Genomic DNA, 25584 nt, shown 5'->3' with positions numbered 1-25584 from the left:
GGCGGCGCATGAGGCTTACTTGCGCTCGGCCGACGTGGCGTCGCGCGCGGCGCGGAACTCCGAATCCTGGCTCCAGTTCGGCCAGCGCTTGGAGTTGGCCAGGCCGTTGCCCAGCGTGTACAGCAGCTCCAGATCGCGCGCCATGCCGGTGAAGCTCCAGCTGGCTTCCCACTGGTCGGCCGGCTGGTGGTAGCGGTCGGCGGTGTAGGCCTGCTGCGCGGCTTCGCCGGCGGCGCGGCCGCCGTCGACCTTGTCGTCGCCGGAACCGAACGAGATCGCCGGCACGCCGCGCTTGGCGAACGGGAAGTGATCGGAACGGAAGAAGTGGCCGGCTTCGGGCTTGGGATCGGTGACGTAGCTCAGGTTCCAGCCCTTGGCCAGGTCGATCAGTTCGTCCAGCAGTTCCTGCTTGGCGCTGCCGGAGGTGGTGAAGTCGCGCGAGGGACCCGTCGGGTCGAGCGCGTCGGTGTTGATCACCGCCACGGTCTTGGCCAGCGGGTACAGCGGCTTGGACGAGTAGTACTCCGAACCCAGCAGGCCCTTCTCCTCGGCGGTCACCGCCAGGAACACCACCGAACGCTGCGGCTTGGGACCGTGGGCGAAGGCGCGGCCCATCTCGATCAGCGCCGCGGTGCCGGTGGCGTTGTCGACCGCGCCGTTGTAGATCTTGTCGCCCTTGGCGTCGGGCGCGCCCACGCCCAGGTGATCCCAGTGGGCGCTGTAGATCACGGTCTCGTCCGGACGCTGGGCGCCGTCGACGCGGCCGACGATGTTCTGCGAGGTGATGACTTCGCTCTTGACCTTGTAGTTCGCCGACAGGGTCGCGCCCTTGAGTTCGACCGGCTTGAAGTCGCGGGTCTGCGCCTGGCGCTTGAGCGCCTCGAAATCCAGGCCGGAACGCTTGAACAGATCGACCGCGAAATCGCGCTGGATCCAGCCTTCCATGGTCGGATGGGTCGCGCCGGGACGGTCGCGCACCACGTCGAACATGGTGTTGGTGTTGGAGTTCTTGACCGTGGCCCAGCCGTAGGAGGCCGGATCGGTCTCGTGCACGATCAGCAGGCCGAGCGCGCCCTGGCGCGCGGCTTCCTCGTACTTGTAGGTCCAGCGGCCGTAGTAGGTCATGGCCTTGCCGCCGAAATCGCCGGCGCCGCTTTCGAAGTCGGGATCGTTGATCAGCACGACCGCGATCTTGCCCTTGAGGTCGACGCCCTTGAAGTCGTCCCAGTCGCGCTCCGGCGCCTTGACGCCGTAACCGGCGAACACCAGCGGCGCGTTGGCGATCGACACCGACGTGGAACCGTCGAGCGCGGCGCGCACGGCGATTTCGCCGCCCTGGCTCAGCGCCTGCGACTTGCCGCCCACCGCCACCGACAGGGTCGGCGTGCCTTCGATCTGGGCGCGCTTGAGCGGCACCGCCTGGGTCCAGGCGCGCTGGCCGTCCTTGAGATCGCCGCCGGGCTGCAGGCCCGCGGCCTTCATCTGCGCGACCACGTAGTCGATGGTCTTGGTCTCGCCGGCGGTGGCCGGGCCACGACCTTCGAACTCGTCCGAGGACAAGGTCTTGACCTCGTCGGACAGACGCTGGGGATCGAACTTGGGCGTTTCGGCCGCCAGGGCCGCGGACACCGACAGGGACAGCAGGGACGCAACCAGCAATTTCATGGACGCAACACCTTGGGCCGAAGTGCGGCCGATACTAGAGGAGCGCGGATCGGCCGGTCCAGCGGCGGAAGTCAGGGGCGCGCGACGACTGTGCCGAATCGGTGGTTTCGGCGCACAGCGACTGGAACTGTGCGTTGTCCTGGCGACCCTGCCACGCATTCATCTTGTGCGGCACACTGTCGCCTTCGGCGATGCGGCCGCAACCGCGTCGTCGCTCCCCCACCCCGAAGCGCCCGCCGACCGCCACGCGAGCCCGACGCTCGCCGCAGCCCGTGGCAGCCCACGCTGCCGGCCCGCGCATCCCCCGATGGCCGTACCGCAATGACCCCCGCTCTGCGCCGCATTTCCCCCTTCCACGCGCCACGGCCCGCGCGATGAGCGCGTCCGTGTCCGCATCGCCGGCCCTGCGGCCGCGCTCGCTGTGGCAGGGCCGCGCCCTGGTGCTGGCCGGCATCGTGCTGTCGGCGTTCACCCTGCGCACCGCGGTGACTTCGTTGACGCCGCTGCTGGACAGCCTGGGCCGCGAGTTCGGTTTCGGTCCGACCATGACCGGCGTATTCGGCATGGTGCCGACCGCGGCCTTCGCGGTGTTCGGCGTGCTCACGCCGGCGATCGCGCATCGCCTCGGCCTGGAGCGCGCGGCGCTGAGCGCGATGGCCCTGGCCGCGCTGGGCTTGCTCGCGCGCGCGTTCGCCGGCGACACCTGGCAGCTGCTGGTGGCTTCGGCGGTGGCGCTGTCGGGCATGGGCATCGGCAACGTGGTGCTGCCGCCCTTGGTCAAGCGCTACTTCGCCGATCGCGTCGGCGCGGTGAGTTCGCTGTACATCACCGTGCTGCAGTTGGGCACGATCCTGCCCGCGCTGGCGGCCGTGCCTTTGGCGCAGGCCGCGGGCTGGCGCGTGTCGCTGGGTTCGTGGTCGCTGGTCGCGGTGGCGGCGGCGCTGCCGTGGATCGCGGCGCTGTGGATGGAGCGCTACGGCCGCTCCGCGCAGGCGCGCGCGCTGGCCGACGCGCACGATCGCGCGGTCACCGCCGCCGACGCGGCGCCCGAACTGATCGCACCCGCGCCGCGCGGTCGGGTCTGGCGTTCGTCGGTGGCCTGGGGCATGGCGCTGATGTTCGGCATGACCTCGCTGATCACCTATTCGATGTTCACCTGGCTGCCCAAACTGCTGGTCGAAGCCGGCGGCAGTCCGGCGCTGGGCGGCAGCATGGTCGCGCTGTTCTCGACCCTGGGCCTGGTGGCGGCGCTGGCCCTGCCCGCGCTGGCGGTGCGCATCGCCAATCCGTTCCCGGTGGTGCTGGCCTGCGTGGTGATGTATCTGTGCGGTTTTGCCGGGCTGCTGTGGGCGCCGATGTCAGCGACCCTGCTGTGGGTCGCGCTGCTGGGCCTGGGGCCGAGCACCTTCCCGCTTTCGCTGACCCTGATCAATCTGCGCACGCGCAGCCAGGCCGGTTCGGCCGCGCTCTCGGGTTTCATGCAGGGCGTGGGCTACAGCATCAGCTGCGTCGGGCCCTTGCTGTTCGGCTGGCTGCACGAAACCAGCCACGGCTGGGTGCTGCCGTTCGGCTTCCTCAGCCTGTGCCTGGTGGTGCTGGCGATCGGCGGCTACCTGGCCTGCCGGCCGCGGATGCTGGAAGACACCTGGTGATGGCGACACGGATCGCGCCGCGGGCCGCGGCGCGATCCGTGCCGATACTGCGCTGGACCGCGATCAATCCTTTTCGGCGCCGATCACGCGGCCGGTCTTGAGATCGATCTTGAGTTCGACATCGCGGCCGGCCGGATCGTCGGCCTCGGCGTTCCAGATGCCGTCCTCGTAGTCGACGTCGTGCACGTTGGTATAACCGGCCACCGCCAGGCGCGCGCGCACGTCGGCCTCGCTGAGGTTGGCGACCTGCTCGTCCGGATACACGCGGCCGGTCTCGGGATCCAGGCGCACGTCGACGCGATTGCCCTCGGCGCTGCGCGCATCGGCTTTCCAGACGCCGTCGCGGAACTTGATGTCGTTGATGTGGGTATAGCCCTGCTCGGTCAGCTGGGCGCGGACCTTGGCTTCGGTCAGCGCCTCCTGGGCCAGTACGGTGCCCGACGCGGCCAGCGCGATCGCGAGCACGGTGGTGCGAAGTACGGCGGTGCGGTTCATGGCAGCCTCCTTGGAGGAAGGTGCAATGAGTCTCGCCACGCCTGCGGCAACCGGCGGTGAATATCGCCTGTTCATGCAATCGCGTTCAGGCGACCTGCACGCGACGCTAACGAACGCGTCGCGGCGGCGACAACGAAGGCTCAGTTGTCGATCGGATACACGCTGGCGATGGGACACTGGATCCGCGACAAGGCGCCGGCGCTGCGCGCGATGCCCTCGCCCGAACGCATCTCCGGCACCGCGACCACCACGTCGCCGGGATTGCCGCAGACCGCGCTGATGCCCATGCCCGAGCGCAGTTCGATGGTGGTGGCGTCGTACAGCTCCGGGCAGCTGTGCGCGAGTTCGACGCGGTAGTAGCGATTGCCGCCGGAGCGTTGCGGCGACACTTCCACCACCAGACCCTTGCCGTCCTCGTTCCAGCCGCGCATGTAACGCGGGTTGAGGCAGTACTGCACCGAGCCGCCGAAGCCGCGGCGTTTTTCCGCGCGCACTTCGACCGCGTCCAGCGTGGCCACGTCGCCGTGGCGGCGATGGCTGGCCAGCGCGAGCTCGGCATAGGCCTTGGCGTCGATCTCGGCCACCGCGGCGACCGCGCACAGGCGCTGTCCGCTGCGCAGGTATTCGTTGCCCCGGCCGCAGACCCAGCCCTCGCGCGCGAGCATGCTGGCCTGCGCGTCGTCGGCGGCGGCCGGACAGTCCTCGCCCAGGTCGACGCGGAAGCGCCGGCCGTCGGCCTGCACCACCGCCAGCGTGCGCTCGGAGGCCTGGCGCACTTCGCTCATGCTGCGCGCGTCCAGGCAATTCGGCGCGGGCGCGGGACCGCGCGCGGATTCGGCCGCCGACGCGGCGGCGCAGGGGACGATCAAGAGGGCTGCAGCGGCGAGCAGGCGCATCGCGATTCCGGGGTCGGTCGCCGGCGCGGCGCCGGCCTGCGGATTAGACGCGAACTGCGGCGACCGGCGCCAGCGCGTGCGGCCGCGCGCGTTGCCCGGCTTTCAGGCGCGCGCGCCGTCCGGGCCGGCCGCCCGCCGGATTTAAATGTCAGTCGTCATGAATACTGCTAGCATCGCCGGACCGGGCCCGGACGCGGTCCGGCGGAGCCACGCCATGAAAGTCAGCCGCGAACAGGCCGCCGAGAACCGCGCGCGCATCGTCGGTGCCGCCGCCCGCTTGTTCCGCGAACGCGGCTACGACGGCATCGGCATCGCCGAACTGATGCACGACGCCGGCCTCACCCACGGCGGCTTCTACGGCCACTTCGAGTCCAAGCAGGACCTGATGGCGCAGGCCTGCGAGCATGCGCTGGCCGGATCGCTGGCCTACTGGACCCAACTGATCGAGCGCGACCGCGAGCATGCGCTGCAACGCATCGCCGCGGCCTATCTGTCGACCGCGCACCGCGACCAGCCCGGCCGCGGCTGCACCTTCGCCGCGCTGGGCGCCGACGCCGCGCGCCTGGACCCGCCGGTGCGGCGCAGCCTGGGCCAGGCGCTGCGCTCCTATCTCGAGCTGCTGACGCCGCTGCTGCCCGGCCGCAGCCGCGCCGCACGCCGCCAGCGCGCGCTGACCGCCCTGGCCAGCATGGTCGGGGCGCTGGTGCTGGCGCGCGCCGTCGACGATCCGGCCTTGTCGGAAGAAGTGCTGCAGGCGGTTTCGGCCGCCGTCTCCTCCCCTTGATCACCTGTCGCCCGATCGGAGCCCGCGATGACCGTGAACGTGTTCGAACTCGAAAGCCTGCGCGGCCTCAACGGCCTGGACACCCTGCGCGCCCTGCTCGCCGCCGGCCGCCCGCCGCCGATCGGCGAGACCCTGGGCTTCGTCCTCGCCGAGGTCGACGAAGGCCGCGCGGTGTTCGCCGGCACGCCCGGTCCGCACGCCTACAACCCGCTGGGCGTGATCCACGGCGGTTACGCCGCGACCCTGCTGGATTCGGCCTGCGGCTGCGCCGCGCACAGCGCGCTCAGCGCGCAGCAGGCCTACACCACGCTGGAACTCAAGATCGCCTATCACCGCGCGATGACCTCCGACACCGGCCCGGTGCGCGCCGAAGCCAAGCTGCTGTCGATCGGCAAGCGCGTGGCCTTCGCCGAAGGCCGGCTCACCGATGCGCAGGGGCGTTTGTACGCCTCGGCGACCTCGACGTTGCTGGTGTTCGAACGCAAGCGCTGAACCAGGACCGCACATGCATAGCGACAGCCCCGACGACGGCCTCTACCTGGACGACCTCGCGGTCGGCCAGCGTTTCGAAACCGACCGCTATACCGTCAGCGAAGCGCAGATCAAAGCCTTCGCGCGCGAGTTCGATCCGCAGCCCTTCCACCTCGACGACACGGCCGCGCGCGCCAGCCTGTTCGAGGGCCTGGCCGCGAGCGGCTGGCATACCGCGGCGATCACCATGCGCTTGCTGGTCGATCGCGGCATCCCCGCCGGCGGCCTGATCGGCGCCGGCGCCGAGATCGCCTGGCCGCGCCCGACCCGGCCGGGCGACACCCTGCAGGTGCACAGCGAGATCGTCGAGGTCTCGCCTTCGCGCTCGCGGCCGGACCGCGGCCTGGTCGTGGTCCGCAACGAGACTCGCAACCAGCGCGGCGAGGTGGTGCAGGCCTTCACCGGCAAGCTGGTCGTGTTCCGGCGTCCGCGCGCGACCGGCTAAGCGACGCCGCCCGCGCCGAACCGTGCCTTGCGGCCATGGCGCGCGCGGCCGGCGCGCGCTAACGTCCGCGCATCGCAGACAAGGGCGTCGCCATGCAAGACCTGACCCAGGGCTCGATTCCCAAACACGTGCTGCGGATGGCTGCGCCGATCATGATCGGCATGCTGTTCCAGACCCTGTACTTCCTGATCGACCTGTACTTCGTCGCGCGCCTGGGCGACGCCGCGATCGCCGGCGTCGGCGCGGCCGGCAACGTCCAGTTCATCGTGATGGCGCTGACCCAGATCCTGGGCGTGGGCACGATGGCGCTGATCTCGCACGCGGTCGGGCGCAAGGACCGCGAGGACGCCAACCTGGTGTTCAACCAGAGCCTGCTGCTGGCGCTGACCTGCACCGCGATCACCCTGGTCGGCGGCTATGCGCTGGGCGGCGCCTACATGCGCACGCTCGGCGCCGACGCCGCGACCACCCAGGCCGGCATCGACTATCTGTACTGGTTCCTGCCCGGCCTGGCGCTGCAGTTCGCCCAGATCGCGATGGGCTCGGCGCTGCGCGGCACCGGCATCGCCAAGCCGACCATGGTGGTGCAGATGCTGACCGTGGTCCTCAACGCGATCCTGGCGCCGGTGCTGATCGCCGGCTGGCTGACCGGCAAGCCGATGGGCGTGGCCGGCGCGGGCCTGGCGACCTCGATCTCGGTCGCGGCCGGCGTGCTGATGATGGCGCTGTACTTCGCGCGCCTGGAGAAATACGTCGGCTTCGATCCCAGCCAGTTCCACGCCCGCCTCGCGGTGTGGAAGCGGATCCTGCGCATCGGCCTGCCGCCGGGCGGCGAGTTCGCGCTGATGTTCGTCTACATGGCGGTGATCTATTGGACGATCCGCGGCTTCGGCGCCGAGGCCCAGGCCGGTTTCGGCATCGGCCAGCGGGTGATGCAGGCGATCTTCCTGCCGGCGATGGCGGTGGCTTTCGCGACCGCGCCGGTGGCCGGGCAGAACGTCGGCGCGCGCCGGCCCGAGCGGGTGCGCGCGACCTTCCATGCCGCCGTCGCGATCGGCGGCGCGCTGATGCTGGGCCTGACCGCGCTGTGCCAGTGGCGTCCGGACTGGCTGGTGAGCGCCTTCACCCAGGAAGCCGCGGTGATCGCGGTGGCGGTGCAGTTCCTGAGCATCATCTCGCTGAACTTCGTCGCCTCGGGGCTGATCTTCACCTGCTCGGGCATGTTCCAGGCCCTGGGCAACACCCTGCCGGCCTTCCTCAGCAGCGCCAGCCGCGTGCTGACCTTCGCCCTGCCGGCGATCTGGCTGTCGACCCGGCCGGACTTCGAACTGCGTCAGCTGTGGCTGCTGTCGGTGGCCTCGGTGACCCTGCAGGCGATCCTCAGCGTGGTGCTGTTGCTGCGCGCGTTGCGCCAGGCCGACAGCCGCATGGCCGCGCCCGTGCCGGCTTGAGCGCGCCGGCCGGGACCCGCCGATCGCCGCCCCGGATCGCGCACAAACAAAAAGCCCGGCCGAAGCCGGGCTTTTCGTTTCGGATCGCGCCCTAGGGCGCGGCCCTTAAGCGGTTCAGACCGCCTGCACCGATTCAGCCTGCAGGCCCTTCTGGCCCTGGGTGACGGTGAAGGAGACCTTCTGGCCTTCCTGCAGGCTCTTGAAGCCCTGCGACTCGATCGCGCGGAAGTGCACGAACACGTCTTCGCCGTTCTCACGGCTGATGAAGCCGAAGCCCTTGGCATCGTTGAACCACTTGACCGTACCGAATTCACGGTTCGACATTTTGCTTGCTCCTTGAAACGTAATGGGAATGCCGCCTACGCGGCCTTGATGCTGGTTGCAAGGAGGAAGCCTGGTGCAACGATGGGCGGATCTGGGATCTACGGCATCGGGCCACGGTTCATGGTGACCCTTGACGAACACAGCACTCGATACGCTAGTCCGCTTCTGGCGGAAATGCAAATGCTGCGTGCGGGAGGGGCCCTCCCCGTTCAGCTGAACAGGGCTGGGAAACAGCGTTCCCGGGCCCTGCGCGCCAGCAGGGACGGGCTTGCGTACCATTCCGGACAGCCCACCGACGCCCGGAGTCCGCCATGACCGCCTTCGACCTGACCCCGCCCAGCGAGGCCCAACGGCGCGAGCTCAGCGCGAAACTGAGCCCCGAGGAGAGCCAGGTCCTGCTCCATCACGGCACCGAGGCGCCGTTCTGCGGGGTGTTCCTGGACAACAAGCTGGACGGCGTCTACACCTGCCGGTTCTGCGGCCTGCCGCTGTTCCGCTCCAGCACCAAGTTCGACTCCGGCACCGGCTGGCCCAGCTTCTTCGCGCCCTATCACCCCGAGCACGTGCGCACCGTGCGCGACACCCGCTACGGCATGGTCCGCGACGAGATCGTGTGCGCGCGCTGCGGCAGCCACCTCGGCCACGTGTTCCCGGACGGCCCGCCGCCGACCGGCGAGCGCCATTGCCTGAATTCGGTCTCGCTGGCGTTCAGCCGCCAGGGCGAGGCCCTGCCCGATCCGCTGGGACGCGGCGGCGCCGAGGCCAGCCCGGCGGATTAGTCCCGCCTGGGGGCGCCGGCCTCAGAACGCGTCGCTGCCCGGCCGCGCCTCGATCCCGAGCGCGGTGGTCAGCACCTGCATGGCCTCGTCGTCGCGGCGCAGGGCGATCCAGCCGGCATGGCTGTCGGTGCCGGTGTTCCAGGTCCACAGGGTGTAGCCGTGCTCGCGCAGGCGGTCGTGGGCGGTGGCCATCAGCGCCGGCACGTCGGTGCCGTCGAGGAAGTCCGGATCGGCGGGGTCGTCGGTGCCCCAGTCCACGCGCAGGTTCCAGCGCGCGGCCAGCTCGTTGATGCTGTCGATGAAGGACTCGCTGTCCTTCCAGTCGACGTAGTAGCCGGCCTTCCAGTCGATCGCGTCCTTGATCAGCCACACCGGTTCGTCGCTGTCCTCGCCGGCTTCGGCCAGCGCCTCGCGGTAGTCGGCGAACTGCTGCAGCGCCGATTCCTCGTCGCCGGGGTTGATCAGCAGCAGCAACTGCCAGACCAGGGCCTCGGGCGTGGCCTCGTCGAGGTCGCCGTCGTAGCCGTCGTAGTCGTCGCTCTCGTAATCGTCGTCGGGTGGGTGCATGGCGGTTCCGCCGCGGGGGAGGCGGGCAGGATGCCGCCTGGACGCGGCGATGGAAAGCGGCGCCGGGCAGCGCGCGCGGAACGCGGCTTCACCCGCGCTTGCGGCGCGCGGGCCTAGAGTCGGCTCCAGTTCCCGAAGCGGCCGCCGCCATGTCCCGCAACGCCGACCACGTCTACACCGCGCCCGCCGATATCGCGCGCCTGGAAGCGCGCATCGCCGACCTGCCCGACGACGCCCGGGTCGAACTGCACATGCGCGACGGCCGCGTGCTGGCCGGCGTGGTCGCCGCCCTGCCGACCCTGCAGTCCTTCTACGGCCCCGGCGACGAGGAAGGCCTCAACGGCGTGCTCCGGCTCGAACCCGTCGACGGCGCCGCCCAGGACCTGTGGCTGGACGAGATCGAGGCGATCCGGCCCCTGACCGAGGTCGAACTGCGCCGGTTCCAGCGCGAGCGGCCGTCCTGAGGCGACCGCGGCCGGCGCGACGCGTATCCTGTGCAGCCGGCGCCGCCACGCGCGCGCCGCGACCGTAGCCACCCGCAGCGATAACGACGATGACCGATACCCCGCCCGACCGCCTGTCCAACGACCCGCGCAGCCCCTTCCACGACGACGCCCTGCTCGAACGCGGCATCGGCATCCGCTTCAACGGCCAGGAACGCCACAACGTCGAGGAATACTGCGTCAGCGAAGGCTGGGTGCGGGTGCCGGTGGGCAAGGCCCTGGACCGTCGCGGCAACCCGATGACGGTCAAGGTCAAGGGCGAAGTCGAAGCCTACTTCCTGACGCCGGCCAAGGAATAAGCGCCGCCGGCGCGGCGCGCGGGCGCAAGCCCCGGCCCCCGTCCGCGACCCGGGCGAAGCCGCCGCCAGCATCTTGCCGAGGCGGCGCGGAATGTCCGCGCGCCGCCTCGGATGTCGGGCCTTATCCGTTCGCCGCCGCGCGCTTGCCCAGGCCCAGCGCGTAGTACAGCACCACCAGCAGGACCAGGAAGGCCGGGCCGACGAACAGCGCGATGCGGGTGTCGGGGAAGTAGGCCATCAGGCCGACCACCAGCACCAGGAACGCCAGCGCGATCCACGAGCCGATCGGGTACAGCGGCATCTTGAACTCCAGCCCCGCGCGCTGCTCCGCGCTCAGGCCGGCGCGGAACTTGCGGTGCGACAGCAGGATCACCGCCCAGGTCCAGATCGCGCCGAAGGTCGAGATCGAGGTCACCCAGATGAACACCTTCTCCGGCACCAGGTAGTTCAGCAGCACGCCGAACAGCAGCACCGCCACCGACACCAGCACCGCCTTGCGCGGCACGCCGCTGCTGGAGGTGATGGCGAAGGTGCGCGGCGCCTGGCCCTGCTGGCCCAGGTTGTAGAGCATGCGCGCGGTGCTGAAGATGCCGCTGTTGCACGAGGACAGGGCCGCGGTCAGGACCACGAAATTGATGATGCCGGCGGCTTCGCGGATGCCCAGGCGCTCGAAGGTCATCACGAACGGGCTGCCGGTGGTGCCCAGTTCGTTCCAGGGATAGATCGACAGGATCACGAACAGCGCGCCGACGTAGAAGATCACGATCCGCCAGAACACCGAGTTGATCGCATCCGGTATCGACTTCTTCGGATTGGCGGCCTCGCCCGCGGTCAGGCCGATCATCTCCACGCCCAGATAGGCGAACATCACCATCTGCAGCGACATCAGCACGCCCTTGGCGCCGTTGGGGAAGAAGCCGCCGTGCGACCACAGGTGCGAGATGCCGGTGGCCACGCCGTTGTTGCCGAAGCCCAGCACGATCATGCCCAGGCCGCCGACGATCATCAGCACGATGGTCACGACCTTGATCATCGCGAACCAGAACTCGAACTCGCCGTAGGCGCGCACCGCGATCAGGTTGACCGAGCCCATCGCCGCCAACGCCGCCAGCGCCCAGGCCCATTGCGGCGTGCCCGGGAACCAGACCTGCATGTAGATGCCGACCGCGGTGATCTCGGCCACGCAGGTCACCAGCCACAGGAACCAGTAGTTCCAGCCGGTGAGATAGCCCGACAGCGGGCCCAGGTAGTCGCGCGCGTAGCGGCTGAACGAGCCGGCGACCGGGTTGTGCACCGCCATCTCGCCCAGCGCGCGCATGATGATGAAGATCGCCGCGCCGCCGAGCAGGTAGGCCAGCAGGATGCCGGGGCCGGCCAGCTTGATCGCGTTGGCCGAGCCCAGGAACAGGCCGACGCCGATCGCGGCGCCCAGCGCCATCAGACGGATGTGTCGCTCGCCCAGGCCGCGATGGAGGTCTTGCGGTTCGCTCTGCATTGCCACGGTCTCCTGGCCATCGCGCCGGGCGCGGGCCTGCGGTTGCGCGGCGCGGCGCGCCGACTGCTCGCAACCCTACGCGATGCGGGCCCGCAGGTGTAGGGGCGGCGGCCGCGTTTTCGGGCCCGCAGGCGGGTTTGCGTCGCCACCCGCGTCAACCGGCGCCGCCGCCCTGCGTTGTCATGACCGACCCCGATGGAGAGCGCGGCATGGGCACTCGCGAAAGCGTGAGCGCGGTCAATCGTTTCGGCCTGGGCGCGGCGCCCGGCCAGCTGGCGCGGATCGACGACCCGCGCGGCTGGCTGCGCGCGCAGCTGCGCGGCGACGGCGCGCAGACTCAGTTCGCCGACCTGCCCGGTAGCCTGGACTACGTCCGCCGCGAGGCCGACTACTACCGCGAACGCCAGGCCGCGCGCCGTCGGAACCAGGGCACCGAGCCGGTCGCCGGCTTCGGCCAGCGTTTCCGCGACGATCAGCTACGCGAACTCGGCCGCCGCTACCGGGTCGCGGTGGCCAGCGAACGCGGCTTCGTCGAGCGCCTGGTGCGGTTCTGGTCCAACCACTTCGCGATCTCGGTCGACAAGCGCGCGGCCGCGCTGTACGCCGCGCCGATGGAGCGCGAGGCGATCCGCCCGCACCTGCTGTCGCGTTACGCCGACCTGCTGATCGCGGTGGAATCGCATCCGGGCATGCTGCGCTACCTGGACAACGTGCGCTCGGTCGGCGCCGATTCCATGCTCGCCCAGCGCGCGCGCCGGCGCATGGCGCGCGCGAACGCGAACGCGCCCAAGCGCGAGCTCGGCCTGAACGAAAACCTCGCCCGCGAAATCCTGGAACTGCACACCCTCGGCGTCGACGGCGGCTACGCCCAGGCCGACGTCACCGAGCTGGCGCGCGCGATCACCGGCTGGGGCGTGCCGCTGCCGCGCGAGCTCGCGGCCGGCGAGGCGTCCTCGGCCTTCGTGTTCCGCGCGGCCGCCCACGAAGGCGGCGTGCGCAGCGTGGCCGGGCGCCGCTATGCCGATGGCGGCCTGGACCAGGGGCGCGCGATCCTCGCCGACCTGGCGGTGCATCCGTCCACCGCGCGCCACCTGTCGTACAAGCTGGCCCGCCATTTCGTCGGCGACGCGCCGCCGCCGTCGCTGGTCGCGCGCCTGGCCTCGGCCTGGCAGCGCAGCGGCGGCGACCTGCCCACCGTCTACGCGGCCCTGATCGACGCGCCCGAGGCCTGGAGCGAGGACGCGCGCAAGTTCAAGACGCCCGACGATTTCGTGATCTCGGCCCTGCGCGCCAGCGGCGCGACGCCGGGCGAAAAACCGCGCGCCCTGGTCGCCCTGCTCGCGCGCATGGGCCAGCCGCCGTTCACCCCGCGCTCGCCGGCCGGCTACGCCGACGAGGCCGCCGAGTGGAGCGGGCCGGACGCCTTGTGGAAACGCGTGCAAGCCGCGCAGGGCCTGGCGGAATCCGCGCCGGAATCCGCACTCTCGGAGGCGCGCGTGAACCCAATGGCGACCGCGCGCGAGGTATTCGCCGATCGCCTCGACGCCGACACCCTGAGCGCGCTGCGGCGCGCCGAATCGCCGCGCGAGGGACTGGCGCTGCTGTTCGCCAGCCCGGCCTTCCAATGGAGGAGCTGAAATGCGACTGAGCCGACGCCATTTCATCGGGGCCGCGGGCGCGGCCCTCACGCTCAGCCTGTGGCCGAGCCTGGGCGCGTTCGCGGCCGCGAGCGACCGCCGCCTGCTGGTGGTGCTGCTGCGCGGCGGCGTCGACGGCCTGCATGTGCTGCCGCCGCGCGACGACGCGGCCTACGCGCGTCTGCGCGGGGCCTTGGCGCCGCAGGATGCGCGGCCCTTGAACGCCGATTTCGCCCTGCATCCTTCGCTGGCCCACGCGCATTCGCTGTACGCGCGCGGGCAACTGCTGCCGGTGGTCGCGATCGCGCCGCCGTATCGCCAGCGCTCGCATTTCGAGGCCCAGGACTGCCTGGAGAACGGCACCGCCAGCGCCAGCGGCGCCGCCACCGGCTGGCTCAACCGCTGCGTCGCCGCGATGCATGGCGGGCAAGCCCTGGCGGTGAGCGCGGTGATGCCCCTGATCATGCGCGGCCCCGGCGCCGCCACGACCTGGTCGCCGCCGTTGCCCGAACAGGTCAATCCGATCCTGCTGCAGCGCCTGCAGGCGCTGTACGCGGCCGACCCGCAACTGGCGGGCGCCTTCGCCAGCGCTCTTGAGCACCAGGGCATGGGCATGGACGCCGGCCAGGCGCGCGGCGGCCGCCTGCCGCAGGCGATGGCCGCGGCCGCCAGGTTCATGGCCACCGCCGACGGGCCGCGCCTGGGCTTCGTCGAGGACTCCGGTTGGGATACCCACAGCAACCAGGCCGCGGTGCTGAAGCGCAAGCTGGACGAACTCGACGCCGGCCTGCGCGCGTTCGAGCAAGGCGCGGCGCCGATCTGGGAGCGCACCGCGATCGCCGTCGTCAGCGAGTTCGGCCGCACCGCCGCGGTCAACGGCACCGCCGGCACCGACCACGGCACCGGCGGCCTGGCCCTGCTCGCCGGCGGCGCGATCAAGGGCGGGCGCATCGCCGGCGACTGGCCGGGGCTGGCGCCGTCCGCGCTCAACGAAGGCCGCGATCTGCGCGCGACCGCCGACCTGCGCGGTCTGTTCAAGGGCCTGCTGGCCGCGCATCTGCGGCTGTCCGAAAGCGCGCTGGAAACGCAGGTGTTTCCGGACAGCCGCGCGGTGCGCGCGATGCAGGGCCTGGTCGTCTGAGCCCGCGCGGGCTCAGACGAAATACAGCAACAGCAGCACCAGCGCCACGTAACCGGCCACGATCGCGCCGGCGATGTCGGCATGGCCGAGCAACGCCGCCGCCACATAGGCCAGCAGGCCGATCTGGAACAACAGGGTGATCAGGGCCAGCCAGACCAGCGGACTGAGGTTGGACGAGAACCCGATCTTCCCGTTCTGCGCGCTCGCGCCCTCGAAGGCCAGCAGGCCTTCGTGGTCGCCGGCGACCACGTAAGACGCGATCGCGTTCAACTTGGCCGGTTCGGCCACCGCCACGCCGGTGCCGTGCTCGCCCACCGCGAACTTCAGATCGTCCACCGCCGCGGCGACGCCCGAATCGCGGAAGCCGTTGAAGCCCGCACCGCCCAGGTCCAGCCAGCTGCGGCTGGTGCTGATGCGGAACAGGCCGGCGATCTGCTCGAACAGCTTGGGGAAGTAGGCGACCACCCAGTCGGCGGTGGCGACCACGTTGATCACCCGTTCGACCCGGCCGTCCTCGACCAGCTGCGCCCAGGGGTAGTCGCTGGGCACCACACTGCCGGCGAAGAACACCCGGCGCACGCGCATGGTCACGTAGCGCTGCAGGGCGCTGGCCAGGATGTAGGTGCCGTTGCTGTGGCCCACGTAGTCGACCGCGCGCACGTTGGGGTAGTGCGCCAGGTGTTCGGTGTAGCGGTCCATGAAATCGCGCACGTTGCGCTGACGGTCGGCGTACAGCAGGAAGCGCGCCATCGGGAAGTAGCCGTACTTGGCGTTGAACACCGCGACCTTCTCGCCGCTGTCGCCGCAGCGGCGCTCGATCTCGCCGCGGATCTTGTCGGTCCAGTCGCCGTAGTCGCGGATGCCGTGCATCACGTAGACCAGGCGCGTGACCTCGCGGTCTTCCCTGAGTTCGACCCGGTCGGGTTCGAGTTCGTCGATGCGGCCCAGCACGGCCAGTTCGATCAGCCGCCGGCGCTCCAGCGCCGCGGGCGTGCCGGCATCGCCCAGGGCGCTGCCGATCTCCTTGTGCCCGGTCTGGGCGATGGTGCGGAACACCGTGCCGGCGGCGGTGTCCAGGTCCTGGCCGTCCTCCTTGCTGACCAGGTCGTCGCGATTGCCGATCAGCTGGATCACCTGCGGAAACGGCTGCCGGCCCTGCACCACCTCGTCCGAGCGCGCGATGCGGATCCACTGCACGCGGGTGTCGGCGATGAAGGGCGAGCCGCTGTGCATGGACAGGAGCAGGCGGCCGATGCCCAGCAGGCGCGCGAGCGCATGGTAGGCGCGGATGAACCAGCAGGTCGGCCAGCCCATGGCGCGGGGCCGCGGGCTCACCGTCCAACCGCGGTTCATGCCGGCCAGCAGCACCAAGCGTTCGCTGCGGTCGACCCAGTCGCGCTTGCCGCGGCGGCCGAACGCGGCGCGGTCCTCCTCCTGGCCGTAGGCCCAGACCAGGGCCTTGCGCAGCAGGGCCGCGCCGGCGCTGTAGCCCAGCAGGATCACGCGCTCGTACTGGCCGCGCTTGAACTCGCTGTGGATGCCCTGCTCGATCGCGTCGGCGATCTCCAGGGCGTCGGCGTTGCTGGTATAGCCGCGTATCCAACCGCCGCGGTAATCGACGATCAGGCGGTCCGCCTCCGGCATCGCGCGCGCGACCAGGTCCAGGGCGCCGCGGAAACGGCCCAGGCCCGGCATGCCGTGCACCAGCACCACCAGGGTGCTGGCCTGGCCCGAGGGCGCGGGTTCCAGGCTCAGGCGCAGATCCAGCGGGCGCACCAGCCAGCGCATCAGCACGCGCAGGAGCAGCCATGCCAGCAGCAGGCCCGCGCCCCAGGCGATCCAGCCCAGGACGTCGGCGCCGATCTCAAGCAACAGGTTCATGCTCGTTCCTTCCTCCCTAAGGAATCGTGCGGCCGTGGAGTGGCCTCAGCCCTTGCCTCCCACGATCAGGCTCTTGTCCTGATTGCCGTCGCGGTAGGCGATGCTCAGCGTGCTCGCGCAGGCCTTGCCGTCGCGGGCCTGGGCCGGCAACGCCTCGGCCAGCAGGCTGGCCGCGGCGCGGATCAGGAAGGTCTGCTCGAACACCCCGCGCAGCATCGCGAAGTTGTCGTCGAAATCGTTCCAGTCGCCGCGCACTTCCAACAGATCGGTCATGCGCGCCGCGCCGCTGCGCAGCCGCTCCCAGCGGCTCCAGAAACGGCGCTGATCGACGTCCGAGCGCAGCAGCACCTGATACACCGTCCACGGCGTTTCGCCTATCGACTCCTGCCCGGCCAGGCCGCCGCCGTAGTCGCGCAGGCTCTTGGCGATCAGCTGCTTGAGCGCGCTGCCGCTGGCGTCGGGACGGCGCCGGTAGGCCTCGAACAGCGGCGCGTAGACCGCCTCGCGGCTGGCGCAGCTCGCGCGCGCGGATTGCTTGGCGTACCAGGGCAAGGCGCGCGCGGCATGGCGCGCCCAGGCCGCATCGTCGGCGCCGGCGAATGCGCGCATCGCCTGGCGCAGGCCGTGATCGCTGAGCATCACGCTCAGGCGCGGCTTGCACTCGCCCGCCGATCCCAGCGCGCCCTGCAGCTGCGCCTCCAGCGCGGGCGCCGCGGCGGCGTCGATCACGCCCCACAGCACCGCGTCGTCGACCACGCGCGCCAGCTCGGTCGCGGTCTTGATCCGGCTTTCCTCCCACCACAGCTGCAGGCCGCACTTGAAGTCGCGCGCGGCGGTCTGCTGCGGCGCGCGCGCCTGCTCCAGGTCGGCCTTGAGCGCGGCGCCGTATTCGGTGGCCCAGGTGTTGGCGTTGGCGCTGTACTGGGTGCTGCCCAGATAGGCGCGGGTAAGCGCCTCGCCGGCCGGCGAGACGTAGCGGCGGCTGACGAAGCGGTCCTTGCGTAGCTGCTTGCTCTTGAGGTTGAACCAGGTGCCCACGCCGAGGCTGAAACCCCAGGCGCGCACGCGCTCGACCGTCTTCTGGTGCAGGAAGAACTCCAGCGCATAGCCCGAGCCGGTATACGCCAGCACGCGCTGGAAATCGAAACTCAGCAGGGCGCCGTGCAGGCGCGCCAGCGCGTCTTCCGACAAAGTGGCCTCGAGCAGTGAGGCTTCGCTGGCCAGGCGCATGTATTCGTAGCTGAAGCCCAGGCTGACCTTGGTCTTGGCGATCTGGGTCACGCGCTCGCTCAACAGTTCGCTGAGCTCCTGCAGCTTCTTCTTCAGCTTCGGCAGCGGGTTGGCCTCGTCCAGGCCGAAGCGTTCGGCCAGGGCTTCGGCGACCGGCCGATAGCGCTGCGGCACCCGCTCCAGCGAAGTCGCCTCGTCGATCGCCTTCAGCGCCGCGGCCGGCGCGTCCAATACGCCGGCCACGACCGAAGCCAGCACCTTCTCCACCGCGGCCGGATCGGCGAATTCGATCTGCACGCCGGCCTTGGCTTCGAAGCGGGCGTCGTGGACCGCGCTCTTGCGCAGCGCGACCCGGAACGCGCGATCGCCGGAGGCGCGCTCGCGCACGAAGCTCAGGCTGAAATCGTCGTCGATCGTGGCGGTGAAGCTGGCACTGGCGCTGGCGCCGACGTTGATCAGAAACGCGCCGGCGCGATCGGCGCCGAGCACGTCGGTCAGCCCGTGCAGCGAGGTGGAGAAAATGTCCGACCAGCTGATGCTCAGGGTGGCGGTGAGCTTGCCGCGCGACTTCAGCGCAACCGCTTCGCCCACGCTCAAGCCGGCGATCTCGGACGCGGACAGCACGCTGGCGATTTCGTCGACGTCGGCCAGCACCGCCTCGCCGATCCGCACCGCGGCGTCGTGGCGCTTGTAGCACAGCAGGCGCAGCGAACGGTCGCCGCCGATGCTGCCGCCGGCGGTGCCGATCTTGGCCGTGGCCTTGGCGGTGGCGGCCGCGCTCAGGGAGTACTTGAGCCAGGCGTTGCCGGGCTGGAAAACGAGCTGCGGGCGCCAGTCGGTGCTGGCCTTGGCCGGATCGACGGCCTCGCCGCGGTTGCCGATCACGCCGTCGTCGTCGATGTCGTCGGCGCTGTTGTACAGGTGGATCGCGGCGGCCGCGGTGACGCCGAACACGGCCTTGATGCTGCCGCTCTGGGCGGTGGTTTCCGCGCCCTTGTCGTAGCTCAGCAGCTCGGTCTTGAGCGAGGAATCCTTGAGCGGTTTGGCGGCGGCGCCGGCCAGCTTTTCGACCAGATCGGGTATCGCGATCTTGCTCATGACGACCTTTCCTTGGAGTCGGGTAGGAGTACGCCCGGGCCTGCGGGTCCGGGCGATCGGGCGCGGAATCGGGCCGCCTTCCCCGCGGCCCGAGCGTGACCGAGTATCCACTTATCGCGTGCCCGCTGTCACCGATACGCGCGCGTCCGGACGCCGGCCGCAAGCGCTCCCCCGCCAACGGCTCAGACCCGGCGCGGGCGGGCGAACAGGCCGCGGCGGCCGCTTCCACGCCGTCCACGCTGCGAATGCGGCGCCCGGCCTCGTCGCCGCGTCGCCAGCGCCACGCCGGTTGTCGGCCAGGTCTGGGGGCGCCTCAGTCGGCGCCGGCGATCACGCACAGCGCCGGCACCGGGCGCAGCGGCGCGCGCTCCGTCGCGACCACCGCATAACCCTGACGCGCGAGGTTGTCGCGCAAACCGGCTTCGATGCGCGTCAGCGCGTCCGCGCCCGGCGGCTGATAAGCCAGATACAAGCGCCCGCGCGGGGCCAGCCAGTCGCGCACGCGCGCCAGCTCCGGCGCGGCGCCGGTCCAGAACCCGTTGAGATTGACCGCGACGATGCGCTGGTAGCGCCGTTCCGGCTCGGCCTTGGCGACCTCGACCACGCGGAAGCCCGCCGCCCCCGAGGCCACGGCATCGGAGTTGCGCCACACCGCCGCCGCGATCGCGGTCGAGGAGCGATCGAGGCCGAGATAGCGCCCACGCGGCAAACGCGGCAGCAGCAGCGCGGCCAGCACGCCGTTGCCGCAGCCCAGCTCCAGCACCGCGTCGGCGGGCTGCGGATCGAGCACATCGAGCATCCAGCTCAAGCGCTCGGGTACGCGCCCGGCGGCGCTCATGCGGAGCCGGTCACGTCGCGGCCGCACTGGGCGGGCGCGCCGGCGGACATGCGGCTGCGGCCGGCGCCATCGCGATGATCGCGTTCAACCGGCCGCCGCGCCCGGGCCCTCGTCGCTGCGCACGCGCGCGCGGCCGCCGCGCTTGGCCCGGTACAGGCCGCTGTCGGCGCGATTGAGCAGGCCCTCGGCGGTGTCCTCGCCGGCCGGCAGCGCGGTCGCCACGCCGATGCTGACGGTGACCGTGCCGTGTTCGCTGGCCGCGTGCGAAATGCCCAGCGCGCGCACCGCGCGCTCCACGTTCTCGACCACGATGCGCGCGCCGTTCAGATCGATCTCGGGCAGCAGGCAGGTGAACTCCTCACCGCCGGTGCGCGCGACCAGGTCGCCGGGCCGCGACAGGCTGCTTTCGATCGCCGCGGCGACCTGGCGCAGGCAATCGTCGCCGGCGAGATGGCCGTAGGTGTCGTTGTAGGCCTTGAAGTGGTCGATATCGATGATGCCCGCCGACAGCGGCTGGCCGCCGCGGCGGCAGCGCTGCCACTCGCGCTCCAGGCGTTCGTCGAACTGGCGCCGGTTGGCGACGCCGGTGAGACCGTCGACCCAGGCCATGCGCCGCAGCAGATCGGACTGCTGCTTCAGGGTCAGGTGCGCGCGCACGCGGTTGCGCACGGTCAGCGCATTGATCGGCTTGGTGATGAAGTCCACCCCGCCGGCGTCCCAGCACGCGGCTTCTTCGGCCGGATCGTCCAGGCTGGTGACGAAGATCACCGGAATGCTCTGGGTCTCCGGATCGGCCTTGAGCGCGCGGCACACTTCCAGGCCGCTGAGGTCGGGCATGACCACGTCCAGCAGCACCAGGTCGGGCGGGGTCTGGCGGCAGAACGCCAGCGCCTGCGCGCCGTTGGTGGCCATGAACACGTCGTGGTCGTCGGAAAACACTTCGTGCAGGGCGCGGATGTTGATGGGTTGGTCGTCCACCACCAGCAGGCGCGCGCGTCGCGAAGCAGCCGCCGTCCCGGGCAACGCTTCCACGTCGAACAAGATCACGTTCATCTCCTTGTCATTCCGATCGGGCCAGCAAGCGGCCGCATACGACGGCCGCAGCCGCGAAGTCGAACCGGGTCAGGGCTTCGGCGATCTGCCGATGCTCGCCCGGGTGGTGACGGGCCAGGCCCGCCTCCACAGAGTGGAATACGTCCAGCGCGCCCAGGTTGGACGCCTCCAGCAGTTCGCGCAGGCGCTGCAGCGAACGCTGCGGCACCGGCGCGTCGTCGGCGGGCGGCGGCGGTTCGTCCGCGCTGAGCGCTTGCAGGCGCTCGCGCGTGGCCGCCGCGGCTTCCTGGAGGCCGTTGCGCAGGGCGCCGAGCTGCAGCGCGCGCAGCCAGTCCTCGCCAGCGCCGACGATCGCCTTCTCCTGCAGCTCGGCCAGCTGCGCCAGGCGCATCGCGCCGACCGTGGCGGCCACGCCCTTGAGGGTGTGCAACTGGCGCGCCGCGTCCTCGCGCTGCTTGGAGCGCAGCGCGGTGGCGAGTTCGCCCATGATCTGGGTGCCGCCGTCGGGGAAGCCGCGCAGCACGTCGGCGTAGACCCGGCGCTTGCCGCCGAAACGGGCCAGGGCGGCTTCCCAATCCAGCACCGCGGGCTCGGCGTTCCTCGGCTCTTCGTTCGCGGGCTCTTCGTTCGCGGGCTCGGCGTTCGCGGGCTCGGCGGAGGACGCCTCGACGGGCGGCGTTGGCGCGACCGGCGGCGCGACGCTGGGCACCGCGGCGACTTGCGCGGCGGCGGCCTGGCTGGCCGCGGCCTGCATCGCGACGGCTTGCGTCGCGACCGCTTGTGCGGCCTCGGCCTGCGCTGCGGGCGCCGGCACCGGCACGGCCGTGGGACTTGCGGACATCGCCGGCGGATTCGGGCGTGCGCTGGCCGGCGCGGCCGCGCTCGCATCGTTGGCCGCCGCGTTCGCGCCGCGCCCGGTCCAATGCAGCAGGCGCTCGACCAGGGTGTCCAGATCGAAGGGCTTGCCGAGATGGTCGTTCATGCCCGCCGCCAGGCAGGCCTCGCGATCCGACGGCAGCACGTTCGCGGTCATGGCGATGATCGGCAGCTTGTTCAGACCCAGGTTGCCGCGGATGCGCCGGGTCGCGGTGTAGCCGTCCATGTCGGGCATCTGGATGTCCATCAGCACCACGTGGTACTTGCCGCCCTGGCCGCCGAGCATCTGCAGCGCCTTGGCGCCGCCGCCGGCCACCGCCACGCGCGCGCCCTCGCTTTCGAGCAGGTCGGTCACCACCTGCTGGTTGGTCGGATTGTCCTCCACCACCAGCAGCGACATCCCGGCCAGGCGGTTGCGCGAGGCCTGCAGCGGCGCCGGTTCGGGCAGCGGCAAGGGCAGGCCCTGGCCGGAACGCGCGTCGGCGACCGCGTCGATCAGCATCGCCACCGTCACCGGCTTCATCAGGAAGCCGTCCAGCACCGCCTGCTCGCGGCCCAGGCGCTCGACCAGCATCTCGCGGCCGTGCGCGGTGACCATCACGATCAGCGGCGCCTGGCTGCCGCCGATCAGGTCGCGGATGCGGCGGCCGGTTTCCCAACCGTCCAGCCCCGGCATGCGCCAATCCAGGAAGATCACTTCGTAGGGCGGGCCCGCGCTGGCGGCGCGTTCGACGAACTCCAGCGCTTCCTCGCCGCTGCGCGCGGCATCGGCCTTCCAGCCGATCGACTGCACCATCGCCAGGATCGCATTGCGCGCGCTGTCGTTGTCGTCCACCACCAGCGCGCGCAGTTCGCGCAGGCGCTCGGGCGGGCCGGTCATCGCCGCGGAGGGATCGCTGGGCAGGTCCAGGGCGATCTCGAAGAAGAAGCGGCTGCCGCGGCCGCGCTCGCTTTCCACGCCCAGCTCACCGCCCATCAGGCGCACCAGGCGCTGGCTGATCGCCAGGCCCAGGCCGGTGCCGCCGAAGCGGCGGGTGGTCGAAGCCTCGGCCTGCGAGAAGCCCTCGAAGATCGCCGCCAACTTGTCCTCGGCGATGCCGATGCCGCTGTCGCGCACCTCGAAGCCCAGCGACACCCGGCCTTCCTCGCGCGCGGCCACGCGCACCAGCAGCACCACTTCGCCGTAGTGGGTGAACTTGACGGCGTTGCCGACCAGGTTGATCAGCACCTGCTGCAGGCGCAGCGAATCGCCGACCACGCGCTGCGGCACGCGCTCGTCGATGTCGAACACGATCTCGATGTCCTTGTCGCCGACGTTGGCGCTGAGGATCACCGAGATGTCGCGCAGCACCTGCTCGAGTTCGAACTCGTGCGATTCCAGGGTCTGGCGGCCGGCCTCGATCTTGGAGAAGTCGAGGATGTCGTTGAGGATGCCCAGCAGGGTCTTGGCGGCGGTCTCGGTCTTGTTGGCGTAATCGAGCTGGCGCAGGTCCAGGCTGGTCTTCTGCAGCAGTTGCAGCATGCCCAGGATCGCGTTCATGGGCGTGCGGATCTCGTGGCTCATGTTGGCCAGGAAATCGCTCTTGGCCTTGCTGGCCGCCTCCGCCGCCGCCACCGCGTCCACCATCGCCGCCTCGGCGGCGCGCTGCACGGTGATGTCCTCGGCGATCGACCAGGTGTAGGGCTTGCCGTCGATGCGCAGGGCCACGCCGTTCAGGCGCACCGGCACGCGCGCGCCGTCCTTGCGCACGAACTGCTTCTCGTACGGGCCGTAGCGGCCGCTGCTGTGCAGGGTGCGCTGGATCGCCTTCTCCTGCAGCTCGTACTCCTTGGGCGTGAGCTTGCCCTGGTCCAGCGCGCGCAGTTCCTGATCGCTGTAGCCGGTCAGGGCGCGGAACTCCTCGTTGAACTCGACGAAGCGGCCGCTTTCGTCGGTCAGCGCGATGCCCAGCGGCGACAGCTCGAACAGGCCGCGCAGCTTGCGTTCGTTGGTCTCCAGCGCGGCCTCGCGGCGCTTGCGCTCGCGCAGATCGACGGCGATGCCCAGGTAACCCACCACCTCGCCGTCGCTCTTGCGCAGGGCGCTGACGTTGAGCAGCACCGGGATGCGGTCGCCGCCCTTGGTGATGTAGGTCCACTCGTTGGAATCGGGCTCGATGCGGGCCTTGGCCACGAACACTTCGAAGCCCGGATCGATGCGCCGGCCCAGCTCCATCTGCAGCGCATGCGCGCGCTCGGCCATCTCGATCGGGTCGTGGAACAGCGCCGGGGTTTCGATGCCCAGCACTTCCTCGGCCGAATAGCCCAGGATCGCCTCGGCGGCGGGGTTGAACAGGGTGATCTTGCCTTCCGGGTCGGAGGCGATGATGGCGTAACCGGCGTTGGCCAGGATCGCGCGCTGCAGCGCCGAATAGGCCTGCAGCTGGGCGGTGCGCTCCTCGACCTGGTGCTCCAGGGTGGCGTTGAGCTGCAGGATCTCGGCCTGGGCCTCCTTGCGCTCGGCGATGTCGCGCAGGGTCGAGGCCACGCCGACCACGCGCCCGCTGCCGCTGCGGATCGGCGCGGCGGAAATCTCCACGTACAGCGGCGACCCGTTGCGGTGGCGGCGGATGGTTTCCACCGCCACCACTTCCTCGCCGGCCAGCGCGCGCTGCAGGATCTGGCCGTCCTCGCGGATGCGCTCGAAGGGCACCACCAGCTCCACCAGCGAGCGGCCGATGGCCTCGTCCGGCGGATAGCCGAACATCTCCTGGGCGGCGCGGTTCCACTCGGTCACCCGGCCGTCGGATGAGGTGCCGACGATGGCGTCGTGCGAGCTTTCGACGATCGCGGCCAGGCGCGCGCTCTGCGCGATCGAACGCTGCTTGCGTTCGTTCGAGCTCATGAACAGATACAGCAGCACCGCCAGCAATGCGCCCAGGGCGGCGATCGAGGCGGCCGCGCGCCAGGGCTGCGGCAGGTCGAGGGCGGCGATCGTCGCCGGCTGGGCCTCGATGTCCATGCGCCACTGGCGGCCGAACAGGGCGAAGGCGCGCGTGCGCGAGCGCGCCTCGTCGATGGCGTCGCCGATGTTGGCGGAGGCGTAGATGCGTTCGGCGTGGGCCGGGTCGGTGATGTCGGTGAGGACGAAACCGTATTCGGCGTGGGTCTGGCCGAAGTCGGCCAGGATGTCGTCGGTGACCAGCGGCGCGTACACCCAGCCCACCGCCGCCGCGGTCTGGGCGGGCTGCGTCGGCTGCCCGTTCGGGTACACCGGCAGCAGGAACAGCATGCTGCGATTGGGATTGCCCAGGGCCTGGACCAGGGTGATCGGTCCGGTCAGGGTCGGCTGCCCGCTCTTGAGCGAGGCCAGCGCGGCCTCGCGGCGCTTGCGCTCGGAGGCGATGTCCAGGCCCAGGGCGGCGCGATTGGGCGCCTCGGGCTCGATGTACTTGATCAGGAATTTCTCGCCCTTGTGCGGCGCGAGCTGGCGGACCTTGATGTCGCGCAGGCCCTCGGCGCGCAGACCACTCAGGAACGCGGCCTCGCGGCCGGCGGGCACGCGCGCGATGTAGCCGAAGCCGCGTGCGCCGGGGAACTCGCGCGCGAGCTCGCGCGACTGCATGTAGCGGCGGAAGCGCTCGCGGTTGATGGTGCCGCCGGCGCCCAGGACCGCGCCGCGCGCGCCGCGCAGACCGTATTCGTAGGTCTGGAAGCGCGTCTTCAGATCGCCCATGGCGCGCTCGGCCATGCTGTCCAGCAGTTGCTGGCTGCGCTCCTGGTTCCCGGATTGCTGGCGCAGCCCCACCATCACCGCGCCGGCCAGTCCCAGCAGCAGCACCAGCAGGGCCAGTCGAGCAGGGCTACGCAGACGACGGATGGGCATCCCCTCCCAGGTTCGGACCGAAGGACGTTAACAGAGGCCCCGTGGAGATTCCGAGTGGGACTGCGCGGAATCGACACCG

Annotated in this window: 22 protein-coding genes; 11 read left to right on the top strand and 11 right to left on the bottom strand. The window is 70.8% G+C overall.

Going from position 1 to position 25584, the window contains the following annotated elements; translation table 11 throughout:
• Positions 1 to 15: 15 nt before the first annotated feature.
• Positions 16 to 1665: a M28 family metallopeptidase gene (locus V1318_RS11345; RefSeq protein WP_332939777.1), complete on the bottom strand. Its 1650-nt coding sequence runs from the start codon at positions 1663 to 1665 to the stop codon at positions 16 to 18.
• 374 nt (positions 1666 to 2039) lie between these two features.
• On the opposite strand from V1318_RS11345, the gene V1318_RS11340 reads away from it, so the two are divergent.
• Positions 2040 to 3317, top strand: a complete 1278-nt coding sequence (locus V1318_RS11340; protein WP_332939776.1) for an MFS transporter — start codon at positions 2040 to 2042, stop codon at positions 3315 to 3317.
• Between the two features lie 63 nt (positions 3318 to 3380).
• Here V1318_RS11340 and V1318_RS11335 read toward each other — a convergent pair whose 3' ends face one another.
• Both V1318_RS11335 and V1318_RS11330 read right to left on the bottom strand, forming a co-directional pair.
• Positions 3381 to 3812 carry a PepSY domain-containing protein gene (locus V1318_RS11335; RefSeq protein WP_332939775.1) on the bottom strand — a complete coding sequence of 144 codons (432 nt, stop codon included), beginning with the start codon at positions 3810 to 3812 and terminating at the stop codon, positions 3381 to 3383.
• Positions 3813 to 3952: 140 nt separating this feature from the next.
• Positions 3953 to 4597, bottom strand: a complete 645-nt coding sequence (locus V1318_RS11330) for a hypothetical protein (protein WP_332939774.1) — start codon at positions 4595 to 4597, stop codon at positions 3953 to 3955.
• On the opposite strand from V1318_RS11330, the gene V1318_RS11325 reads away from it, so the two are divergent.
• The 5 genes from V1318_RS11325 to V1318_RS11305 all read left to right on the top strand — a co-directional run bounded on the left by V1318_RS11325 (position 4596) and on the right by V1318_RS11305 (position 7919).
• Entirely contained in the window at positions 4596 to 4853 is a 258-nt protein-coding gene (locus V1318_RS11325) for a hypothetical protein (RefSeq protein WP_332939773.1), read from the top strand. The two genes, V1318_RS11330 and V1318_RS11325, sit on opposite strands and share 2 nt — an antisense overlap.
• A gap of 69 nt (positions 4854 to 4922) precedes the next feature.
• Complete coding sequence (locus tag V1318_RS11320) at positions 4923 to 5492, top strand: TetR/AcrR family transcriptional regulator (RefSeq protein ID WP_332939772.1); 570 nt, start codon at positions 4923 to 4925, stop codon at positions 5490 to 5492.
• Between the two features lie 27 nt (positions 5493 to 5519).
• A complete protein-coding gene (locus V1318_RS11315) occupies positions 5520 to 5984 on the top strand; it encodes a PaaI family thioesterase (RefSeq protein ID WP_332939771.1) in 465 nt (154 codons plus the stop codon).
• A 13-nt stretch (positions 5985 to 5997) separates the two neighbouring features.
• Positions 5998 to 6468 (top strand): MaoC family dehydratase, encoded by a 471-nt coding sequence (locus tag V1318_RS11310; RefSeq protein WP_332939770.1) that lies wholly within the window; start codon positions 5998 to 6000, stop codon positions 6466 to 6468.
• Positions 6469 to 6560: 92 nt separating this feature from the next.
• The gene (locus V1318_RS11305; RefSeq protein ID WP_332939769.1) at positions 6561 to 7919 is read left to right on the top strand and encodes an MATE family efflux transporter; all 1359 of its coding nucleotides are present in this window, start codon (positions 6561 to 6563) and stop codon (positions 7917 to 7919) included.
• A 114-nt stretch (positions 7920 to 8033) separates the two neighbouring features.
• Here the strand turns inward: V1318_RS11305 and V1318_RS11300 are convergent, their stop codons facing one another.
• Entirely contained in the window at positions 8034 to 8243 is a 210-nt protein-coding gene (locus tag V1318_RS11300; protein WP_055904688.1) for a cold-shock protein, read from the bottom strand.
• A gap of 311 nt (positions 8244 to 8554) precedes the next feature.
• Here V1318_RS11300 and msrB point away from each other — a divergent pair, with 311 nt between their 5' ends.
• Positions 8555 to 9022 (top strand): peptide-methionine (R)-S-oxide reductase MsrB, encoded by a 468-nt coding sequence (gene msrB, locus V1318_RS11295; protein WP_332939768.1) that lies wholly within the window; start codon positions 8555 to 8557, stop codon positions 9020 to 9022.
• 21 nt (positions 9023 to 9043) lie between these two features.
• Here msrB and V1318_RS11290 read toward each other — a convergent pair whose 3' ends face one another.
• Positions 9044 to 9589, bottom strand: coding sequence for a hypothetical protein (locus V1318_RS11290; RefSeq protein ID WP_332939767.1), 546 nt, complete (start codon positions 9587 to 9589; stop codon positions 9044 to 9046).
• 149 nt (positions 9590 to 9738) lie between these two features.
• On the opposite strand from V1318_RS11290, the gene V1318_RS11285 reads away from it, so the two are divergent.
• Both V1318_RS11285 and V1318_RS11280 read left to right on the top strand, forming a co-directional pair.
• A complete protein-coding gene (locus V1318_RS11285) occupies positions 9739 to 10053 on the top strand; it encodes a DUF3247 family protein (protein WP_332939766.1) in 315 nt (104 codons plus the stop codon).
• Positions 10054 to 10142: 89 nt separating this feature from the next.
• Complete coding sequence (locus tag V1318_RS11280) at positions 10143 to 10391, top strand: DUF3297 family protein (protein WP_332939765.1); 249 nt, start codon at positions 10143 to 10145, stop codon at positions 10389 to 10391.
• Between the two features lie 121 nt (positions 10392 to 10512).
• On the opposite strand, the gene V1318_RS11275 is transcribed toward V1318_RS11280, so the two are convergent.
• Positions 10513 to 11886, bottom strand: a complete 1374-nt coding sequence (locus V1318_RS11275; RefSeq protein WP_332939764.1) for an amino acid permease — start codon at positions 11884 to 11886, stop codon at positions 10513 to 10515.
• Positions 11887 to 12095: 209 nt separating this feature from the next.
• On the opposite strand from V1318_RS11275, the gene V1318_RS11270 reads away from it, so the two are divergent.
• Both V1318_RS11270 and V1318_RS11265 read left to right on the top strand, forming a co-directional pair.
• On the top strand, positions 12096 to 13523 hold the full coding sequence (locus V1318_RS11270; RefSeq protein ID WP_332939763.1) for a DUF1800 domain-containing protein: 1428 nt from the start codon (positions 12096 to 12098) through the stop codon (positions 13521 to 13523).
• A 1-nt stretch (position 13524) separates the two neighbouring features.
• Positions 13525 to 14664 (top strand): DUF1501 domain-containing protein, encoded by a 1140-nt coding sequence (locus V1318_RS11265; RefSeq protein WP_332939762.1) that lies wholly within the window; start codon positions 13525 to 13527, stop codon positions 14662 to 14664.
• A gap of 12 nt (positions 14665 to 14676) precedes the next feature.
• Here the strand turns inward: V1318_RS11265 and V1318_RS11260 are convergent, their stop codons facing one another.
• The 5 genes from V1318_RS11260 to V1318_RS11240 form a co-directional block, all read right to left on the bottom strand.
• Positions 14677 to 16545: a hypothetical protein gene (locus V1318_RS11260; protein ID WP_332939761.1), complete on the bottom strand. Its 1869-nt coding sequence runs from the start codon at positions 16543 to 16545 to the stop codon at positions 14677 to 14679.
• 45 nt (positions 16546 to 16590) lie between these two features.
• Positions 16591 to 18873, bottom strand: coding sequence for a hypothetical protein (locus V1318_RS11255; RefSeq protein ID WP_332939760.1), 2283 nt, complete (start codon positions 18871 to 18873; stop codon positions 16591 to 16593).
• A 313-nt stretch (positions 18874 to 19186) separates the two neighbouring features.
• Positions 19187 to 19711 carry a class I SAM-dependent methyltransferase gene (locus V1318_RS11250; RefSeq protein ID WP_332939759.1) on the bottom strand — a complete coding sequence of 175 codons (525 nt, stop codon included), beginning with the start codon at positions 19709 to 19711 and terminating at the stop codon, positions 19187 to 19189.
• Positions 19712 to 19795: 84 nt separating this feature from the next.
• Complete coding sequence (locus V1318_RS11245) at positions 19796 to 20764, bottom strand: diguanylate cyclase (RefSeq protein ID WP_332939758.1); 969 nt, start codon at positions 20762 to 20764, stop codon at positions 19796 to 19798.
• Between the two features lie 7 nt (positions 20765 to 20771).
• On the bottom strand, positions 20772 to 25505 hold the full coding sequence (locus V1318_RS11240) for a PAS domain S-box protein (RefSeq protein ID WP_332939757.1): 4734 nt from the start codon (positions 25503 to 25505) through the stop codon (positions 20772 to 20774).
• Positions 25506 to 25584 lie beyond the last annotated feature (79 nt).

This window comes from Lysobacter sp. CCNWLW3, from assembly GCF_036697405.1.
Lineage (GTDB): Bacteria > Pseudomonadota > Gammaproteobacteria > Xanthomonadales > Xanthomonadaceae > Lysobacter.
Note: the sequence above shows the minus strand (reverse complement) of the source record. Positions and strands in the feature narration are given on the sequence as shown.

Coding starts and splice junctions, on each gene's coding strand:
- V1318_RS11345 (WP_332939777.1), bottom strand. CDS start 1,665: ATGAAATTGCTGGTTGCGTCCCTGCTGTCCCTGTCGGTGTCCGCGGCC.
- V1318_RS11340 (WP_332939776.1), top strand. CDS start 2,040: ATGAGCGCGTCCGTGTCCGCATCGCCGGCCCTGCGGCCGCGCTCGCTG.
- V1318_RS11335 (WP_332939775.1), bottom strand. CDS start 3,812: ATGAACCGCACCGCCGTACTTCGCACCACCGTGCTCGCGATCGCGCTG.
- V1318_RS11325 (WP_332939773.1), top strand. CDS start 4,596: ATGCTGCGCGCGTCCAGGCAATTCGGCGCGGGCGCGGGACCGCGCGCG.
- V1318_RS11330 (WP_332939774.1), bottom strand. CDS start 4,597: ATGAGCGAAGTGCGCCAGGCCTCCGAGCGCACGCTGGCGGTGGTGCAG.
- V1318_RS11320 (WP_332939772.1), top strand. CDS start 4,923: ATGAAAGTCAGCCGCGAACAGGCCGCCGAGAACCGCGCGCGCATCGTC.
- V1318_RS11315 (WP_332939771.1), top strand. CDS start 5,520: ATGACCGTGAACGTGTTCGAACTCGAAAGCCTGCGCGGCCTCAACGGC.
- V1318_RS11310 (WP_332939770.1), top strand. CDS start 5,998: ATGCATAGCGACAGCCCCGACGACGGCCTCTACCTGGACGACCTCGCG.
- V1318_RS11305 (WP_332939769.1), top strand. CDS start 6,561: ATGCAAGACCTGACCCAGGGCTCGATTCCCAAACACGTGCTGCGGATG.
- V1318_RS11300 (WP_055904688.1), bottom strand. CDS start 8,243: ATGTCGAACCGTGAATTCGGTACGGTCAAGTGGTTCAACGATGCCAAG.
- msrB (WP_332939768.1), top strand. CDS start 8,555: ATGACCGCCTTCGACCTGACCCCGCCCAGCGAGGCCCAACGGCGCGAG.
- V1318_RS11290 (WP_332939767.1), bottom strand. CDS start 9,589: ATGCACCCACCCGACGACGATTACGAGAGCGACGACTACGACGGCTAC.
- V1318_RS11285 (WP_332939766.1), top strand. CDS start 9,739: ATGTCCCGCAACGCCGACCACGTCTACACCGCGCCCGCCGATATCGCG.
- V1318_RS11280 (WP_332939765.1), top strand. CDS start 10,143: ATGACCGATACCCCGCCCGACCGCCTGTCCAACGACCCGCGCAGCCCC.
- V1318_RS11275 (WP_332939764.1), bottom strand. CDS start 11,886: ATGCAGAGCGAACCGCAAGACCTCCATCGCGGCCTGGGCGAGCGACAC.
- V1318_RS11270 (WP_332939763.1), top strand. CDS start 12,096: ATGGGCACTCGCGAAAGCGTGAGCGCGGTCAATCGTTTCGGCCTGGGC.
- V1318_RS11265 (WP_332939762.1), top strand. CDS start 13,525: ATGCGACTGAGCCGACGCCATTTCATCGGGGCCGCGGGCGCGGCCCTC.
- V1318_RS11260 (WP_332939761.1), bottom strand. CDS start 16,545: ATGAACCTGTTGCTTGAGATCGGCGCCGACGTCCTGGGCTGGATCGCC.
- V1318_RS11255 (WP_332939760.1), bottom strand. CDS start 18,873: ATGAGCAAGATCGCGATACCCGATCTGGTCGAAAAGCTGGCCGGCGCC.
- V1318_RS11250 (WP_332939759.1), bottom strand. CDS start 19,711: ATGAGCGCCGCCGGGCGCGTACCCGAGCGCTTGAGCTGGATGCTCGAT.
- V1318_RS11245 (WP_332939758.1), bottom strand. CDS start 20,764: ATGAACGTGATCTTGTTCGACGTGGAAGCGTTGCCCGGGACGGCGGCT.
- V1318_RS11240 (WP_332939757.1), bottom strand. CDS start 25,505: ATGCCCATCCGTCGTCTGCGTAGCCCTGCTCGACTGGCCCTGCTGGTG.